Here is a 16,381-nt window from a genome sequence, read left to right on the forward strand (position 1 = left end):
TTTCTTTCGTGTTCTTATTCTTAAGTGCCAACTCCATGGGGGAAGGTTACAAATCATGTTGATGGAAAAATGAAATGATTGATAAATAGCGTCACTGAACACAGCAAACATATTAACAGATTCTTTCTCAAATGAAGCATAATGTAGTTACAACTGTTAGTTTCCAACAGAAATATATCATCTTTTATTTTTCACGAGGTTAAGCTCAATTCCATTATCCCTATCCTTCTGCATTTAAAAGCGCATACTAAAATTATAGAGAAGATAAATTATCACTATAAGAAGTTATGCAATAACAACTGCTGATTAAATGTACAGCCATAAAAAAACACTAAAAGGTGCCCGCCTTTAATTGGCCAAACACTCATTTAGTGAGTCAATTTAAAAACTAATTAATTTACCACGTAAGAGATTGGGCTGTCTTTATGTTGTGTCATTGTCGACTCTTCTGCCAATCCATACATATGATAGAAGCAACCCTGAAGCTCTATTAATTCACAAAATGTCCCTTTCTCTATAATTGCTCCATCAGCGAATACAAATATCATATCATAGCGCTCTAATACTGGTTTTGATAACCGATGAGTAACCATCACGCATGTAGTATTCTCTAAATTCAGAACTGTTTCTTCAACAGCATTTGCTGTTTCCTGATCAAGTGACGAAGTCGGCTCATCCATTAACAATAGGGGAGTGCGGCGTATTAACGTCCTTGCTATGGCTATTCTTTGCTTTTCACCTCCAGACAAAAAACTTCCTTTCTCTCCAACCTGTGTCTCCATTCCATTGGGTAGCTTATTAATTAGCATACTCAGACCAGATTTTTGAATAGCATCTTCAATTTCCTTATCAGAATATATCTGATGTAATACAATATTTTCCTTAATGCTACTATCAAATAAAAAAACATCCTGATGCAGGACAGACTCCAGTCTGCACCAATCCTCCATATTGATTTCCTTTAAATCTACTTCATCAATACTGATCCTGCCTTTGTAGTTCTCATATTGCTTCATTAAAAGCCGTAATACCGTTGATTTTCCTGACCCGCTCGGCCCGACTAAGGCATACTTCTTTCCTAACTCCAAATCCATATTTAATCCATGTACATTATAGCAGTCATCTTTATAACCAAAAGACACTTCTTTTAACGATACTTTATCCTGAATAGTCGGTTTGCGAATGTAAATCTTGTCCTGTCGCTCTGTATGTAAAAGTTGTGTAATCTTTGCCGATATATCACGTAACGACTTGATTTGAGTTATATATTGAATACTCATTTGTATCGGATTAACGATGCTATTAGTTAGTTGAACACAAGCAATCATAGTTCCCAACGTGATAAGCTGCCGTAAAGTAAGGAAACTCCCAATAATAAATACTGAAATAAACATAAATCCACCAAATACTTCACTAATAGAGGCAACCCAAGCACTCAATTTCTGAAATCTATATTTTTGATTTTCCGTCTCCTGATTAATACCATCAAATTGCCCATGTACATGCCCCTCAATACCAAAGCTTTTAATAACTGCAAATCCTGAATACATATCATTCGTATGAATCATAAATTTTTCTAAAGCTTCAACTACTTTTCTCTTACAATTTACAAGTTTCTTTTCAAACATTCGAGGGATAAACATAGATGACAGTGTTAATAAGACAAGGGCTATGACAATTGTAGGACTGAGTAAAAACATCGCTAACAAAGATGCTGAAAAAGATATAAATGTCCCAATTAACGAGAATATATTTTTAAAATAATCATCTTCAATCATCTTTATATCATTACTAAAAATAGAAATATACTTGGCGCTATGATTTGAAGAAAATTGTGTTAGACTTTTATTTAAAATATGCCCAAATACAATTTCTTTTAGATTAAGCATGGTCTTCCTCATATAAGAAGCATGAGATAAATTCGTTAGTAATCGAAGTATTGCACCCAGAATGATTAAAAATACAGCCAAAAAAGCTGATTTAACAAATTCTTGTTCACTTCCGTTGTAACAGTGTCTACCAATTTCTTAAAGATAAAAGCCATATACATATTCATGAGGCTTGATAAAGTGATGCAAATGATAAGTAATATTAACTGAAATCTATACTTAAACAAAAAAAGCTTCATCACTAACCCCCATTAGAATATATTTTTGCCTGAAATTTAAATTTTCACACATTAATCATCCCTCTATTTTTGGCAGCAACTACAGCTTCTAATCTCGAATGCACCTCAAATTTATTGAAAATATTAGTTAAATAATATTCCACAGTCCTTTGACTAACACAGAAAATGACAGCGAGCTCCTTATTACTTTTCCCCTCTGCGACGCATTCCAAAATAGATCGTTCCTTGTTGTTAAGCACTACATAGTCCATTACTCCTTCACGGTGATGAAGCTGTTTCAGTAAGGTTACGGGTAAAACGGAAATACCGTTTAACACGTTTCTTATAGTCCAAATTAGTTGATCGTGCGAAGGATCATTTTCAATAAATGCTATAACGCCCAGGTTTAAGAGTTTATCCATCATTGTATATGTATGGACCTGTCCAATAAATAGTATGGGTATATCCTGAATTAGATGGATACATTCCAAATCTACAGGAAGCATTTTATTCAAATGATAGATACATAGATTAAAATTATATTTAGTTAAGTTCTCTTTTGCTTCCAAAATAGTTCTGATAAGTGTGACATGTATATATTGATCTTGTTCAATCCACGACTTGGTAACCTCTCCTGATTCAGGATGATCATCAATAAGTAAAATGCTGTACATTTGACTAACCTCCTGCGTATTTTATACTTACTAATATAATTCTCGACAAAGTAGCTAAATAACCGCCTGTCTACTAAAGATAAACAGGCGGTTTCATAATAAAGAAGATTACCAGGAGAAAATAATACAACCATGATAATACCAACAAGTACTGGCAGGTTCAACAGAACTTTGGGCTGCTTTTGGCTCTACAATCCAACGCATATTTCTCACCTCCTTTCAAAACTACAAAAGAGCGAAATAATAGAAAGTTAATACTTATACTTCAAGTCGGTGATAATTAAATTTAAGCATTTCACCTAAATTGTACTTGTACTCACAACAAACAGGCTGTTTGTCGATACTTTCAAACGCTTGCTGGGCACAACCTCCGCCACATAAGGGCAGCACTGAGCAACTTCGGCATTTTTCAATTTTATATGGGGAATAATTAAGCCACTTCTCCGTACGTTCATTAGAATATATACCATTACTAATATGACCTATCGCATAATTTGAGTTTCCTACCGTATTCCAGCATTTTTGAATCCAGCCATCTGGCTGCACTACAATTGAATTATCTGCAATAGCAGCACAAACAACAGGTACATATTGAGGGTAATAAGAAATATTAAGCCCTTTTTCCAATGCTTTCTCATACAAGCTCAGAATAACTCCAGAGAATTCTTGATTGGCAAAGCAGCTATTACTACTTGAACAACCTCCTGCCACATAATCAGTAGTGGCAGAAAAATAAATATTCACTTTTCCCCTAAAGTCTTGCTGCCCTAAATAATCCATATAATCTTCCATTGAAGCTACGTTGTTCAAATCTACATTTGAGCGTATATTAATGTGAACAAAATCACATGAATCTCTAATATTTTTTATTATTTGATCAAATGTCCCTTGTTGGTTCGCCAAAACCCTTCTTTTATCATGATTCACCTTATTACCATCGATCGTAATTTGAATACTTTTCAAACCCAAATCCCTTAAAATAACGGCACGACTTTTAGTTAGTAAATATCCGTTGCTAACCATGTAGTGCGCTATTTCAATATGTTTTGCGGCTGCCATAGTATTCATTTGATCCATGAGCCGAGTAACCTTTTTAAATTCAAGTAATGGTTCTCCGCCTGTCCAATTGACAGTAATATGTTTCAAATCTGTAGCTTCCATTGCACTTTTTATATAACTCAAAATATCTTGCTGAACTTGATCAGTGAAAGAATGATTACCTGTTTTCTCAGTCAAATTCTCATAGCAATAAGAGCATCTGAAATTACAATTAAACGTAGGTAAAATTGTAAGGTGTAATGTGCTTTTTTGATATCTAGTTGTAGTGAATGACTTCTCCATTATCTCTAATTCATTAACGGGATTCAGATATAAAAATCGTCCTTGTATTAAGTGTTCTAACTCTTCACAATTCGTTAGATAGGAAAAATCTTCATTAACGAGGGCCTCGTATAAGTCCTTCTTTATTTCTCCTAAACCGTTAGTCAGGCTATTATATATTAAGTATTTACCACATCCTTCCTCATTCAGTTTCAAGTACTCGTTGTAAGAAGAAATTTTCATGTGTACCCCTTCTATCATTTAGTATTAAGTACCAGATTGACCTACTTCCACAATGTACCGAACTAAATAACTATTTATTACATCATTTTACATCCGACTAATCAATAACCATTCATTCATCTATTTAATTATATTTTACCATTACCTTTCTTAAAAATCACCGCAAATTAACCGCAAATTATAAATAAAGCAAAGATAAAATCATAGAGTGTAAGACAGACTATTCAACAAAAGTGGCCCCCTAGTTCCTCTATTTCTACCCACTGACAGAAACGAAAACACAAAAACCTCCAAAACGATATAGTATGCGACTATACCGCTGGAGGTCTTAACTTACAACCCTAAAACAAATATTACCATTTCGTTAATTGTTAGCGTTCATCATTCAGATTTATTTTCATACCACCACTCGAAAAACCTGAATTAACAAGGCTCTTCGTTCGGTTTTCCGGCATCCGTAGCCGTACGGAAGCTTGAACCACAGCCGCATGTAGCTACAGCATTCGGATTATGAATCGTGAAGCCGCCTGACATTCCGGACTCTTCAAAGTCAATTTCCAGACCGTCCAGGTAGCGGATGCTTTCCTTTTCCACTACAATCTTCATATCCTGTACGTTCATATATATATCCTGATCCGTCTCGTTGTCGTCAAAGCCCATTGCATACGAAAATCCGGTGCAACCGCCCGGCGTAACACCTAGACGTAAAAACATATTCGGCGTTTCCTGCTGCTCCAGCATATCTTTCAAACGCTCAGCAGCGGATTCGGTGATGTTAATCATAGCTCCATCCTCCTCTTTTACTTCATGTTCTCCTTCAGTATACTCCACTATTAGCAGGTGCTCAAGTCATGGAATGTCCTTCCCTTACAGGCTTAAAGACCTGTTTTTCTATTCGTTTGTATTGAACACCGGTGGTGTGAGGTTTATAATAGGTGAAGAGTGTGTAAAAGAAACTGTCGGAAATTTGTCATTTCAAAGGCGATATTTTGAGACATTCATCATTGTAGCCTGGCATTGTAACATTTTTCACATATCGTATATCCGCGCTGCCGGATTCTTACCGACGGAACGGGACATCCTGTGCGCACCTAGCGCTTGTGCCGCTGATTTAGCGGACAGCCTCGCACAGAGCAACTTGAAGGAGGAATAGGCATGTCCACATTAGTTACACCTTTTACAGACCGCAGAATGGCGGAAATTGTAGAAAAGGTACAGAACGGTATTCGTTTGAACCTTGAAGACGGTATATATTTGTATGAAACTGACGATATCCTCACACTGGGTCAGTTGGCTAACGAAGCTAATTTACGTAAGAACGGAAAAAAGGTTTATTTTATCGAAAACATGAGCCTGTACTTCACCAATGTATGCGAAGCGCGCTGCGCGTTCTGCAATTTCCGCAAGGATCAGGGGGAGGACGGCTCTTATACGTTGTCCGGGCAGGAAATGATTGATTATGTAGAGCAACACATCCATCCGGGAGTAAGAGAATTCCATATCGTCGGTGGTCATAATAATCATGTGCCTTTCCAGTACTATGTAGACTCCTTGAAGGCGCTGAATGAAAAGTATCCCCACGTTACATTGAAAGCTTACACAGCAGCGGAAATTGACTTTTTCACACGCATAAGCGGCTTGAGTATTAAAGAAGTGCTTCAGGAGCTGCAAAAGGCTGGACTTCAATCCCTGACTGGTGGTGGCGCGGAAATCTTGTCCGACGAATATCGGAAGAAGATGCGTGTTACGAAAGCCAACGTGGACCGCTATCTCGAAGTACATCGCACGGCCCACAATCTCGGCATGAAAACTCATACGACCATGCTGTACGGTTCGGTCGAATCGTATCAGGATCGTATTGAACATATGCTGCAAATTCGTGAATTGCAGGACGAAACGAACGGATTTATGGTATTTATTCCACTGTCCATGCAGCCGAAAAGCAAAAACGCCAACATCATGCGCCGGAACTCCGCTTACGAGGATCTCAAAACCATTGCGATCAGCCGCCTGATGCTGGACAATATCGACCATGTCAAAGCTTACTTCATTAATATTGGCCCGCAATTGACGCAGGTCGCTCTCACCTTTGGCGCATCAGACGTGCATGGCACGATTGTGCGCGAGCAGATCAGCCACGCCGCAGGTGCTTTGACCCCTGCCGGATTGACCCGTAAAGAGCTGATCTGGCTGGTCAAAGGTGCCGGACGCATACCTGTTGAACGGGACACCTTCTATAACGAAATCGAAGTTTTCGAATAAATGTAATATCGGATTCAGATTTCCCGCGAGCATTTCATCCCCATTACTCACACCATGCAGCATCATGCTGCCTCGGAATACGCTGGTCTGCCTGCCAAAGGCAGGCCCGATTCTCGGGTTTTATAACAACAAAAACTTGTGTTAGATCAACGAGACACCAGACCATTTGCCGGGGACACGGTAGCGAAAGGAAGGCGGATTTTGATGAAAAATTTCGTTATTCTGGGGGGCGGCTATGGCGGCCTTACCATTGCCAAAGAATTGCTGGATAAACACATTCCCGACGATGTTCAAGTTATTTTAGTGGATCGAATGCCCTTTCAGGGGTTAAAAACAGAGTATTATGCCCTCGCGGCTGGTACGGTTTCTGATTTTGATTTACGGGTGCATTTTCCAGATGAGCAACGTCTTATTCGCAAATATGGAGAGGTCACCTCGATGGATCTGGAGAATAAAATGGTCCATTTTCAAGACGGTGAACCCTTGTCCTATGACCAGCTTGTCATTGCGTTGGGTTGTACCGACCGCTTTCACAATACACCGGGGGCTGAAGAACACAGCTGTACGATCCAGTCGTTTAACCATACCCGCCAAACCTATCTGCGCTTGAACGAAATCAAGCCATATGGACATGTCCATATTGTAGGCGGCGGTCTTAGCGGTGTTGAGATTGCTGCGGAGTTACGTGAAAGCCGTACAGATTTGAATATTACCATTATGGATCGGGGCGAGCGGGTGCTGTCGGCATTCCCGCAACGTTTGTCTGCCTATGTACATGCTTGGTTCAAGGAGCATCAGGTTAATGCCCTGAATCATGTTGCGGTTTCCCGTATTGAGCCGGGGGCTATTTATAACCGTGACGAGCAAATTGTAACGGATGCAGTCGTATGGACGGCCGGGATTCAGCCGGTAAAAATTGTGCAGGATTTAGCTGTCCCTAAAGATCCTCAGGGCCGCATCGTGCTCAACGAATATTATCAAATACCGGACCATCCTGAGGTGTATGTGGTCGGAGACTGTGCGAGCCTTCCCTACTCTCCAAGCGCTCAAGCGGCAGAAGTGCAAGGGGAGCAGATCGCACACATTGTACGCGACCTGTGGAAAGGTCAAACGCCTCATCCGCATCCTTTAAAGCTGCGTGGTACATTAGGCGCACTTGGCAAGAAGGCCGGGTTCGGCTATGGCTTTATGGGTAGTACCTCATTGCGCGGACGAGTACCACGCCTGCTTAAAAGCGGTGTGCTCTGGAAGTCCAAACGCCATTTTGGCTGATCACATGCTAAACAAACAAAGAAGGCCCGCTCGCAGAGCAGGTCTTCTTTGTTTCTTGCATGAATGGATTATATATTCCCTATACAAAAGGAAGCTGGCTAAACGGATCATTTTATTTCAATCCAAATCTAGATTATCCCATGCTTCAGCTTCCTTAATTTTGTTCATAATCACTTCGTACAGAAGCTCTGCTGAATCTGCGGATACAATCTCGCCGTTGACCATCGCATAGGGTTCGGCGTTGCACTGACCGCAATTGCTTAGGCAGCCGTATTCAATCACATCATAATCTGGATTCTGTTCCAGCTTGGACATGATTTCATCGGTACCCCAATGCATATTACTGGTGCAAAACTCAATAATAGGTCTTAACATTTTTTCACCTGCTTTGGATGACGGGCATTTTAATTTGGCCCGCTTTGTAATATAATAATAAAGGTATAGGAAAGGAGTTGAATTCTAATGAGCGAAACACAAAGCGTTCAAATGTATGATGAAGTAGCTGATGTACTGGATAAGCTCCGTCCGTTCCTGCAACGCGATGGTGGCGACGTTGAGCTGGTTGACGTTGAAGACGGCATCGTTAAGCTGAAGCTGGTAGGCGCTTGCGGCAGTTGCCCAAGTTCCACGATCACGCTGAAAGCAGGGATTGAACGTGCTCTTCTCGAAGAAGTCGACGGCGTCCAAGAAGTGGTACAAGTATTCTAATGCTTGATGCATAATGATCATGAGAGTCTTGACTTCGGTAACGAAGCTCAAGACTCTTTTTTGTGTTACAGCGTCTGAGGGATCACTCAAGCTTATATGGTTGGCCGAATGGGGTCCAATCCTCCCGATACATCCATAATATTACCTGTTATAAAATCCGAATGCTCCTCACACAAATAGGCGATCACTCGCGCAATGTCCTCTCCGCTCCCCGGACGTCCACGCGGTGTCTCTTTATCCTGCATACCGATGACATCGGCAATTGACATTTCCTTATTTGCTCCTCGAATATCCCCTGGACAGATCATATTGACCGTAATGCCATTAGGAGCTTCCTCCACAGCCAGTGACTTCGTAAAAGACACCAGCCCCACCTTGGCGGCTGCGTAGACGGCGCGATGCGGCCAAGCCCTTGCTTCTCCAGCATGACCAAAGCCAAAATGAATAATACGTCCCCATTGCTGGCTCCGCATGTGAGGCAATACCAAATGATCCAGCAACATGGTACCGACCAGATTCCCTTGTATCATGGCATGAATCTCAGCTACACTGTAATCCGCAAACAGACGGCGTTCCCGGATGAACGGTCCGGCATTATTCACCATAATATCGACTCCGCCTAGCCGATCCTGTACTTCACCAATCAGCCTCGTAATATCTTCCTGAACAGAAATATCCCCTTGTAAAGACAAGCAGCGTACTCCCTTAGACTCAATCCCCCGCTTAAGCGCTTCAGCTTCTGCTTGGCTATGCACATAATTCAGCGCAATATTACAGCCTTCATCCGCCAGACGCAGAGCGGTCGTTTTACCTAAACCTTTGGCACTGCCCGTTATGAATGCGACTTTATCTCTCAACAATTTTCCTCCTGTTCACAGAGATCGGTCACCCCCAAGTATAAAATATTTAAGCTTCCCCTACAACTCCATTCAAAAAGAAACCCCCAGTCCTCTTGTTCAAGAGAATCTGGGGGTTGCGTGCAATGCGTTCTCGTTCCCTACTTAAAATGCCGGGATAATTGCGCCTTGGTATTTATCTTCAATGAATTTTTTAGTTTCTGGAGATTGCAAAGCTTTAAGCAGCTTCTGAATCGCTTCGGAATCTTTATTATCAGGACGTGCTACCAGAACGTTAGCATATGGAGAATCCTTGTCTTCCAGTGCCAGTGCATCCTTCGTAGGGTTCAGCTTCGCTTCCAAAGCGTAGTTCGTGTTAATCAACGCAATATCCACTTCAGGCAACTGACGTGGCAGCATAGCCGCCTCTAAAGTCTTGAATTCCAGATTTTTCGGATTCTCTGTAATATCTTTTACCGTAGCTTCAATGTTGCTTGCGTCTTTCAGCTTGATCAGACCTTGTTTCTCCAACAACAGCAAAGCACGGCCTCCGTTTGTCGCATCGTTCGGAATGGCTACAGTTGCGCCATCTGGAAGTTCATCAAGCTTTTTATATTTTTGGGAGTAGATGCCGAAAGGCTCCAGGTGAACCGCGCCAACAGAAACCAAATCCATTTTGCGCTCTTTGTTCATCACATCCAAGTAAGGTACATGTTGAAAGAAGTTAGCATCCAGCTGCTTGTCAAACAATTGAACGTTCGGCTGTACATAGTCGTTAAACTGAACAACTTGGAGACGAACCCCTTCTTTTTCCAACTGAGGCTTGATTGCTTCCAAAATTTCCGCATGTGGCACAGGAGAAGCTCCAACTTTCAGCTCCACTTCACGTGGTGATCCGCCTGTATTTTCGTTCGCATTGTTTGTATCCGATGTTGTGCTCTTTGTACCGCAAGCAGCCAGCACCGCAATTAATGTCAAGCTTAATACAGCCAATACCCATTTCTTCATGTTATTACCCCTCCAATAATTTGTAATATTCAGGAGCAGACGTCCTGATCAATAAGGATATCTATATGTTTTCCCTATTTTCGAGTATAATGCCGCACGAGGCGATCTCCCGCCATTTGCAGCAATTGTACCAATACAACCATCAGCACGACCGCAACGATCATGACAGCCGTTTCATAACGATAATAGCCGTAGTTGATAGCCAGTGTACCTAGTCCACCGCCCCCGATCATCCCGGACATTGCCGTGTAGGATACGAGTGTAACGACGGTAATGGTTAATGCAGCGAGCAGACCCGGAAGTGCCTCACGTAACAGCACCCGCCGGATAATTTGTCCTGTCGAGGCACCCATCGCTTGTGCGGCTTCGATGACGCCCTTGTCCACTTCACGCAGAGACGTTTCGACAAGACGTGCGAAGAATGGAGCAGCCCCGATAACCAAAGGTGGGATGGTTCCCAACACCCCGGTCGAGGTACCTACCAGCGATCGTGTAAAAGGAATAAGTGCAACGATCAAAATGATAAAGGGTACGGAACGTAAAATGTTAACGATGAATGATAATACAATGTATATCACCTTCATCAAAGTTAACGAGGAGCGACTCGCCAGAAACAATAATATGCCGAGCGGCAAACCAATAACGAGGGTGAACAATGCCGATGCCCCAAGCATCTGAAGGGTTTCCAGCGTAGAATTCCCTAGCTCTTCCCAACTCACTTGTGAAAAATCAAGTTCGCTCATTGTCCAATCACCTCCACATCAAGTCCTTGCCCAGACACTTCGCGCAGCGTATGCTCTATATCCTCATGATTTCCTTCAAAACGAACGATTAGCTGTCCATAGGGTACATTTTTAATCGTAGATATGGTTCCCTGCAAGATCGCAAAATCAACACCAGTACTTCGAGCCGTACGCGACAGAATCGCATCATATGTTTTGCTGCCCAAGAAGGAGATACGCACCACCTGCGCTGACTCGCGGCCACCTGCTGCCGCAATCGCTGCTTGTAACTCTTCGGGATGTTCTGACTCCCGTTGGATAAAGTCCTTGGTTACCTGGTGCTGCGGCTTCAAAAATACTTCCGCCACCGGACCTTGCTCCACGATGTCGCCCTGATGAATGACGCCAACTTTATCACAGATGCTTTGAATGACATGCATTTCATGTGTAATCAGTACGATGGTTAAATTAAAGCGCTGATTAATATCCAGCAGCAATTTCAGGATAGACCCCGTCGTCTGCGGATCAAGCGCTGAAGTCGCTTCGTCACACAGCAATACATGAGGATCACTAGCCAGCGCCCGTGCAATTCCTACCCGTTGCTTCTGTCCACCTGAGAGCTGTGACGGATATTTTCCACTGTGTTCTTCGAGACCCACCAATTCCAGCAGTTCACGAACCTTCTTGTCCAGCTTCTGCTTGGGCGTGTTTACCAGCCGCAATGGAAATGCAATATTGTCATACACCGTCGCCGAGGACAACAAATTAAAATGCTGAAAAATCATTCCGATTTTTCGGCGCTGCATTTGTAATTGGGATTGACTCACAGTGGTGAGGTTTACCCCGTCTACCCATACTTCACCTGAAGTAGGGCGTTCCAATAAATTAATACAGCGGATCAATGTACTTTTCCCCGCCCCGGAGTGACCAATCACCCCGAATATTTCTCCACGCTTTATAGAAAGATTCAACCCAGACAGCGCATTAACGCGTCGGTTACCTTTGCCATAATGCTTGGTTAACTGCTTAAGCTCTATCAACGTGCTGCGACCCCCTTCACTTCTTCCTTACCCTTTTAACCAGTTGTCATCTCTCAGGATTGTATAAAATCGCTATTTATTTATACAAAAAAGAGCCCCTTTCACAGAATGAAAAGGGCCCCACCTTGCGAACCTTTTCTCATCTGCCAAAATCGCTATAACTCTAGCGGTTTTGTAGGAATTAGCACCATCATGTTCCCTCCCAGTGTATTACACCGGGAAAGAACGGGTTGCCGGGCTTCATCGGGCCAGTCCCTCCACCTCTCTGGATAAGAAAAATATGTTAAACTCCAGCTTTAGCTGTCCGTTAAGTTTATATAAAAAAATATAATTCAAGCATTTTTCTGAAACTAGGTTTCAGTATAGATAGTTTACATAGCTTTGTCAAAGGATATTTTCTATCATATTTTTGGGCGTACTGCCCGGTTCTCCCATTGTTTCGCAGTATAAGTAAAGGCGTTTGCCAGCGACCGACACACCATTTCCAAGCCCTGCTGCAAATCTTCCAAATGGTGATCGAGGTCCTCCAGTTGGATTTTTCCATACAAAGCTCGGTGTCGTTGCCAGAGATCATCCTGCATTTCCGTATTCATATAGTGTATCTCCGTATTCCGACGCTTACGCAGCCGATTGATGGCATCGTTGTATGTGTCCTTGATATCAATTAAATTATCGGTCAATACAGGATGCATTTTGAGATACTTGAGCTGCCGCAACACGGTAAAATACGAATAATGAGCCTTAAACTGCCCTGTTTTTAAATCACATAGATCATTTATCCAGTTGCCCAGCTTATCTAAAATGGAGAATACCCTCACAAACCCATCTTTATAAAAGAAAACATATAATGCATAGTCGGATTTTTCATCCTCGCTCATATCTTCAGCATATCCGGCTTTCACATTCATACGGAAAAAGGCGGCAGCATGATGGCTCTGCTCCAGTTCATCCAGAGATGACATTAGACCGCGTGTCAAAATATCCGCCTTCCGAAAATCGTGGGTCGGATCTCCACCAGCCTGAATTTGCCGCTCCAGCAGGTTCAACATATCTGACATGCTATTCATGGCATCCAGCAAGATGCCCTTGTTCACACGTGGCGGCTCACCCAGTAGCTTGCGTATCATGCTTACGCCTCCTTATAAATGTAAAATCCGGCTGTAGGTTTCATTAGGGCGTCAAGCGAAATAACTCGTCCATCGTTGATCTACAAGCTTAACAATATCCTCACGCGGTAACACCTCATCCGGATACCCCGGCTTCATACGCGCATCCACTACAATCGGCAGCTTATAGTTCAGATGATGCAAACGCACTTCGCTGTCCGCGTACATATCCGTAGCCGGGTTAAAGCGTGTAAACACTGTCCACAGGAACGAGGCTTGAGAGCGAACAACTTCTTTGGCATCGTCCACAATGAAGACGAGCGGCCACTCTTGCTCACCCGCTGCTAGTCGCTCCAAAACACGTGCCGCCAGCTCAGGTTCCTGCTCAAAAGACGCACCCGATATGACGAGGCAACCTCCACAATAGGGCTTAATTTCACGAATTCCCGGCAGATCGCCTCCCTCATAAGCACGAGGCAATTCACGTACAGGCTCACCTATCCCCATCAGGATCGCCTTACTACCATGATTCAGCTTGCGGCCTGTGTAATCGAGTGTATCGTGTGACGTGTGATTGAAAATAAATAAATCCGTTGCTGGATTAAATCGCTCCAGAATGGTTTCCAGCAGCAGGTTAAAGTCAGATAAATCAATTACTCGATCCGTCAGCATCAGGAACTTGGTCAACGATAATTGACCTTGACCCAAAATAGTAAAACCGGATACAAGCGCTTCACGGGAGTAGCTTTCACGTACGACTGCCGCTGCCAGCGCATGTACGCCCGTTTCCGCATATGCCCACAGGGACTTGACGGAAGGCATCACAAGCGGATATGCAGGCGACAGCAGACGTTGCAAAAACTCACCGAGATAGTAGTCTTCTTGCCGAGGCTTACCTACAATGGTTGCCGGATAAATGGCATCCTTGCGGTGATGCATATGTTTGACATGAAATACAGGGAAATCATGCTGTAATGAATAATATCCAAAATGATCGCCAAACGGGCCTTCCGGACGGCGTTCATGAGGCGGCACATAACCGCTGATTGCAAATTCTGCTTCTGCTGGAATCCGGTGACCCCCAAGCGGGTCTTCTGTCATGGGCAGCTTGCCTCCCATAATAAGCGAAGCCAGCAGCAGCTCAGGCAAGTTTTCCGGTGCTGGAGCAATGGCGGACGCAATCAGGGCAGGCGGGCCACCAATGATAATCGTCGTAGGCAATGGCTCATTACGCAGCTCCGCTTCATGATAATGGAAACCGCCGCCTTTATGAATTTGCCAGTGAATGCCAGTCGTCTGATCGTCATAAATCTGAATGCGGTACATCCCCAGATTATGATCCTTGGGCTGACCTGGCTTCTCGGTATACACAAGTGGAAGCGTAATAAACGGCCCCCCGTCCTCATGCCAACTGGTCACTTTAGGCAGTGGCGCTAAAGGAGCCTCTGTACGGCGAACTCCCAATACAGGGGCCTCGCTATGAGATACTGTTTTTAGCCCTACTTTTAGCATGTCCTTAATCAGGCCACGTTCATTCCACAATGCTTTGGGTGTAGGTGGAAACAATGTTTTGGTGGCTCCGACAATCGCATTCATCAGTTGCTCTGGTCGCGGGCCAAAAGCCATATCCACACGGCGATTCGTGCCAAACAGATTACTGGCTACAGGAAACGGGGTTCCTTTTACATTCGTGAACAGCAGTGCCGGCCCTTCTTCCTCAATGACTCTTCGATGAATCTCAGCCAGCTCCAAGTAAGGATCGACAGGTGCCTCTATAATTTTAAGATGATTTTCTTTACGCAGCGCTTCAATAAATTGGCGCAAATTCTGGTAGATCAACTGGACGACTCCTCCTAAGCAAATCAAGCCCTCGAGAAACTCGTGGGCCTGGTTTGTTTCTTATATGCTATTATACGTGTTTAAACGCCTCTTGGGCAAAAATCCGCTTCACTATGATCTATGAAATGCTTAGGTACGTTGTGCTTGGGTCGGAACAAGCTTGCGGTCTGGTGACAATTGCCATACACGATAGCTCAGATAAGCCAAAATGGAGAACAACGATGCAATCACCAGCATATGTCCCAGCACGATAAACATATAGATTTCAGGTCTGTTGACGTACAACAAGATAATTCCAATCACCACTTGAAGCAAAATTAACAAGACTGATACGACACCCAATATACGGATATCTCGGTGATTCGGGTGATAACGGTATGAGTAGTGACCCACAGCCAAGATAATGACGAACAGCAGACCGGCTGAAATCTGATGAAGCAGCAGTGGAGATATGAAGCCCCCAATATTTACAACCTTCTGGATGACCGAGTGACTAAGCAGCGCCCCTGAATAAACAGCAATATAGGTATAGATCGTCGATAGCCATATAAAGTTGCGATAGCCCCGACTGACACGCCCAGGAATCAGACGCGGAGTGTGGCGAGAGTCCGCGTGCTCCTGCCAGGCCCCCAGCGTCATCATAGTTGCACTGGCAAAGGCGATAAGCGCAAAGCCAAAATGCAGTCCCATGACTGCAGCCGATTGGGAGAAAATAACAGCCAACGCCCCCATGGCACCTTGTATGATGACAAACAAGAGCGTGAGCAGCGAGAATAGCTGTAAATCCTTCCGATGCTTCATAAACAGCAAAAAGCCAACAAATGAGGCGATAGAAAGAATCCCGGCCATGGCACTAACGGAACGATGAGAGAACTCAATAAGGGATGCGATCGTATGTGCCGGAACCAGCTTGCCATTGCAAAGCGGGAATTCCCGGCCACAGCCAAGACCTGAATCCGTCCGTGTCACGACACCTCCACCGAAGGTAGCCAAAAACATGACAATACATGTTACGAGTGCCAGCCATTTTAATATTCTAATTTTGTTATTCAAATTCACCCGTATCCTTCCAAATATAATATTTATTCACTTTATATGTTGTGAAATGATCACTTAAAGTAATTATAACTGATATATCGTTCCTTGACATACGAGCTTTGTTGACAAAATGTGAACGTGTCCGTGAGAAAGCCGCCCCCTTAGAAGGAAGCGGCTTTCTGAATGTCTTGATGTTTAAAATTCAC

At 43.3% G+C, this 16,381-nt stretch carries 15 protein-coding genes and 1 riboswitch; of the genes, 3 read left to right on the forward strand and 12 right to left on the reverse strand.

Going from position 1 to position 16,381, the window contains the following annotated elements; all coding sequences use genetic code 11:
• Positions 1-392: 392 nt before the first annotated feature.
• The 4 genes from ACWGXJ_RS20150 to ACWGXJ_RS20165 all read right to left on the reverse strand — a co-directional run bounded on the left by ACWGXJ_RS20150 (position 393) and on the right by ACWGXJ_RS20165 (position 5,127).
• Entirely contained in the window at positions 393-1,970 is a 1,578-nt protein-coding gene (locus tag ACWGXJ_RS20150) for an ABC transporter ATP-binding protein (protein WP_452567480.1), read from the reverse strand.
• Between the two features lie 202 nt (positions 1,971-2,172).
• Positions 2,173-2,781: a response regulator transcription factor gene (locus tag ACWGXJ_RS20155; RefSeq protein WP_104497972.1), complete on the reverse strand. Its 609-nt coding sequence runs from the start codon at positions 2,779-2,781 to the stop codon at positions 2,173-2,175.
• A gap of 258 nt (positions 2,782-3,039) precedes the next feature.
• Complete coding sequence (locus ACWGXJ_RS20160; protein ID WP_452567481.1) at positions 3,040-4,344, reverse strand: radical SAM protein; 1,305 nt, start codon at positions 4,342-4,344, stop codon at positions 3,040-3,042.
• A 423-nt stretch (positions 4,345-4,767) separates the two neighbouring features.
• Positions 4,768-5,127 carry a HesB/IscA family protein gene (locus ACWGXJ_RS20165; protein ID WP_452567482.1) on the reverse strand — a complete coding sequence of 120 codons (360 nt, stop codon included), beginning with the start codon at positions 5,125-5,127 and terminating at the stop codon, positions 4,768-4,770.
• A 372-nt stretch (positions 5,128-5,499) separates the two neighbouring features.
• On the opposite strand from ACWGXJ_RS20165, the gene mqnE reads away from it, so the two are divergent.
• Positions 5,500-6,606, forward strand: coding sequence for an aminofutalosine synthase MqnE (gene mqnE, locus ACWGXJ_RS20170; protein ID WP_023990177.1), 1,107 nt, complete (start codon positions 5,500-5,502; stop codon positions 6,604-6,606).
• A 204-nt stretch (positions 6,607-6,810) separates the two neighbouring features.
• Complete coding sequence (locus ACWGXJ_RS20175; RefSeq protein WP_061829841.1) at positions 6,811-7,878, forward strand: NAD(P)/FAD-dependent oxidoreductase; 1,068 nt, start codon at positions 6,811-6,813, stop codon at positions 7,876-7,878.
• A 117-nt stretch (positions 7,879-7,995) separates the two neighbouring features.
• Here the strand turns inward: ACWGXJ_RS20175 and ACWGXJ_RS20180 are convergent, their stop codons facing one another.
• Positions 7,996-8,253: a YuzB family protein gene (locus ACWGXJ_RS20180; RefSeq protein WP_023990179.1), complete on the reverse strand. Its 258-nt coding sequence runs from the start codon at positions 8,251-8,253 to the stop codon at positions 7,996-7,998.
• A gap of 87 nt (positions 8,254-8,340) precedes the next feature.
• Between ACWGXJ_RS20180 and ACWGXJ_RS20185 the strand changes: the two genes are divergently transcribed.
• Complete coding sequence (locus tag ACWGXJ_RS20185) at positions 8,341-8,586, forward strand: NifU family protein (protein ID WP_013311836.1); 246 nt, start codon at positions 8,341-8,343, stop codon at positions 8,584-8,586.
• 92 nt (positions 8,587-8,678) lie between these two features.
• On the opposite strand, the gene ACWGXJ_RS20190 is transcribed toward ACWGXJ_RS20185, so the two are convergent.
• The 7 genes from ACWGXJ_RS20190 to ACWGXJ_RS20220 form a co-directional block, all read right to left on the reverse strand.
• Entirely contained in the window at positions 8,679-9,443 is a 765-nt protein-coding gene (locus tag ACWGXJ_RS20190; protein WP_250260474.1) for an SDR family oxidoreductase, read from the reverse strand.
• A gap of 144 nt (positions 9,444-9,587) precedes the next feature.
• On the reverse strand, positions 9,588-10,430 hold the full coding sequence (locus ACWGXJ_RS20195; RefSeq protein ID WP_452567483.1) for a MetQ/NlpA family ABC transporter substrate-binding protein: 843 nt from the start codon (positions 10,428-10,430) through the stop codon (positions 9,588-9,590).
• Between the two features lie 74 nt (positions 10,431-10,504).
• Positions 10,505-11,173, reverse strand: coding sequence for a methionine ABC transporter permease (locus tag ACWGXJ_RS20200; protein ID WP_013311839.1), 669 nt, complete (start codon positions 11,171-11,173; stop codon positions 10,505-10,507).
• Positions 11,170-12,192: a methionine ABC transporter ATP-binding protein gene (locus ACWGXJ_RS20205; protein WP_452567484.1), complete on the reverse strand. Its 1,023-nt coding sequence runs from the start codon at positions 12,190-12,192 to the stop codon at positions 11,170-11,172. The genes ACWGXJ_RS20200 and ACWGXJ_RS20205 overlap by 4 nt, the downstream gene beginning before the upstream one ends.
• 136 nt (positions 12,193-12,328) lie before the next feature.
• Positions 12,329-12,468: riboswitch (SAM riboswitch) on the reverse strand.
• 125 nt (positions 12,469-12,593) lie between these two features.
• Positions 12,594-13,319, reverse strand: coding sequence for a Cthe_2314 family HEPN domain-containing protein (locus ACWGXJ_RS20210; protein WP_452567485.1), 726 nt, complete (start codon positions 13,317-13,319; stop codon positions 12,594-12,596).
• Positions 13,320-13,370: 51 nt separating this feature from the next.
• A complete protein-coding gene (locus ACWGXJ_RS20215; RefSeq protein ID WP_452567486.1) occupies positions 13,371-15,137 on the reverse strand; it encodes a UbiD family decarboxylase in 1,767 nt (588 codons plus the stop codon).
• Between the two features lie 129 nt (positions 15,138-15,266).
• Positions 15,267-16,196 (reverse strand): COX15/CtaA family protein, encoded by a 930-nt coding sequence (locus ACWGXJ_RS20220; RefSeq protein WP_165179076.1) that lies wholly within the window; start codon positions 16,194-16,196, stop codon positions 15,267-15,269.
• Positions 16,197-16,381: the final 185 nt, after the last annotated feature.

It is taken from the genome of Paenibacillus sp. S33, from assembly GCF_053615415.1.

Coding starts and splice junctions, on each gene's coding strand:
- ACWGXJ_RS20155 (WP_104497972.1), bottom strand. CDS start 2,781: ATGTACAGCATTTTACTTATTGATGATCATCCTGAATCAGGAGAGGTT.
- ACWGXJ_RS20160 (WP_452567481.1), bottom strand. CDS start 4,344: ATGAAAATTTCTTCTTACAACGAGTACTTGAAACTGAATGAGGAAGGA.
- ACWGXJ_RS20165 (WP_452567482.1), bottom strand. CDS start 5,127: ATGATTAACATCACCGAATCCGCTGCTGAGCGTTTGAAAGATATGCTG.
- mqnE (WP_023990177.1), top strand. CDS start 5,500: ATGTCCACATTAGTTACACCTTTTACAGACCGCAGAATGGCGGAAATT.
- ACWGXJ_RS20175 (WP_061829841.1), top strand. CDS start 6,811: ATGAAAAATTTCGTTATTCTGGGGGGCGGCTATGGCGGCCTTACCATT.
- ACWGXJ_RS20180 (WP_023990179.1), bottom strand. CDS start 8,253: ATGTTAAGACCTATTATTGAGTTTTGCACCAGTAATATGCATTGGGGT.
- ACWGXJ_RS20185 (WP_013311836.1), top strand. CDS start 8,341: ATGAGCGAAACACAAAGCGTTCAAATGTATGATGAAGTAGCTGATGTA.
- ACWGXJ_RS20195 (WP_452567483.1), bottom strand. CDS start 10,430: ATGAAGAAATGGGTATTGGCTGTATTAAGCTTGACATTAATTGCGGTG.
- ACWGXJ_RS20200 (WP_013311839.1), bottom strand. CDS start 11,173: ATGAGCGAACTTGATTTTTCACAAGTGAGTTGGGAAGAGCTAGGGAAT.
- ACWGXJ_RS20210 (WP_452567485.1), bottom strand. CDS start 13,319: ATGATACGCAAGCTACTGGGTGAGCCGCCACGTGTGAACAAGGGCATC.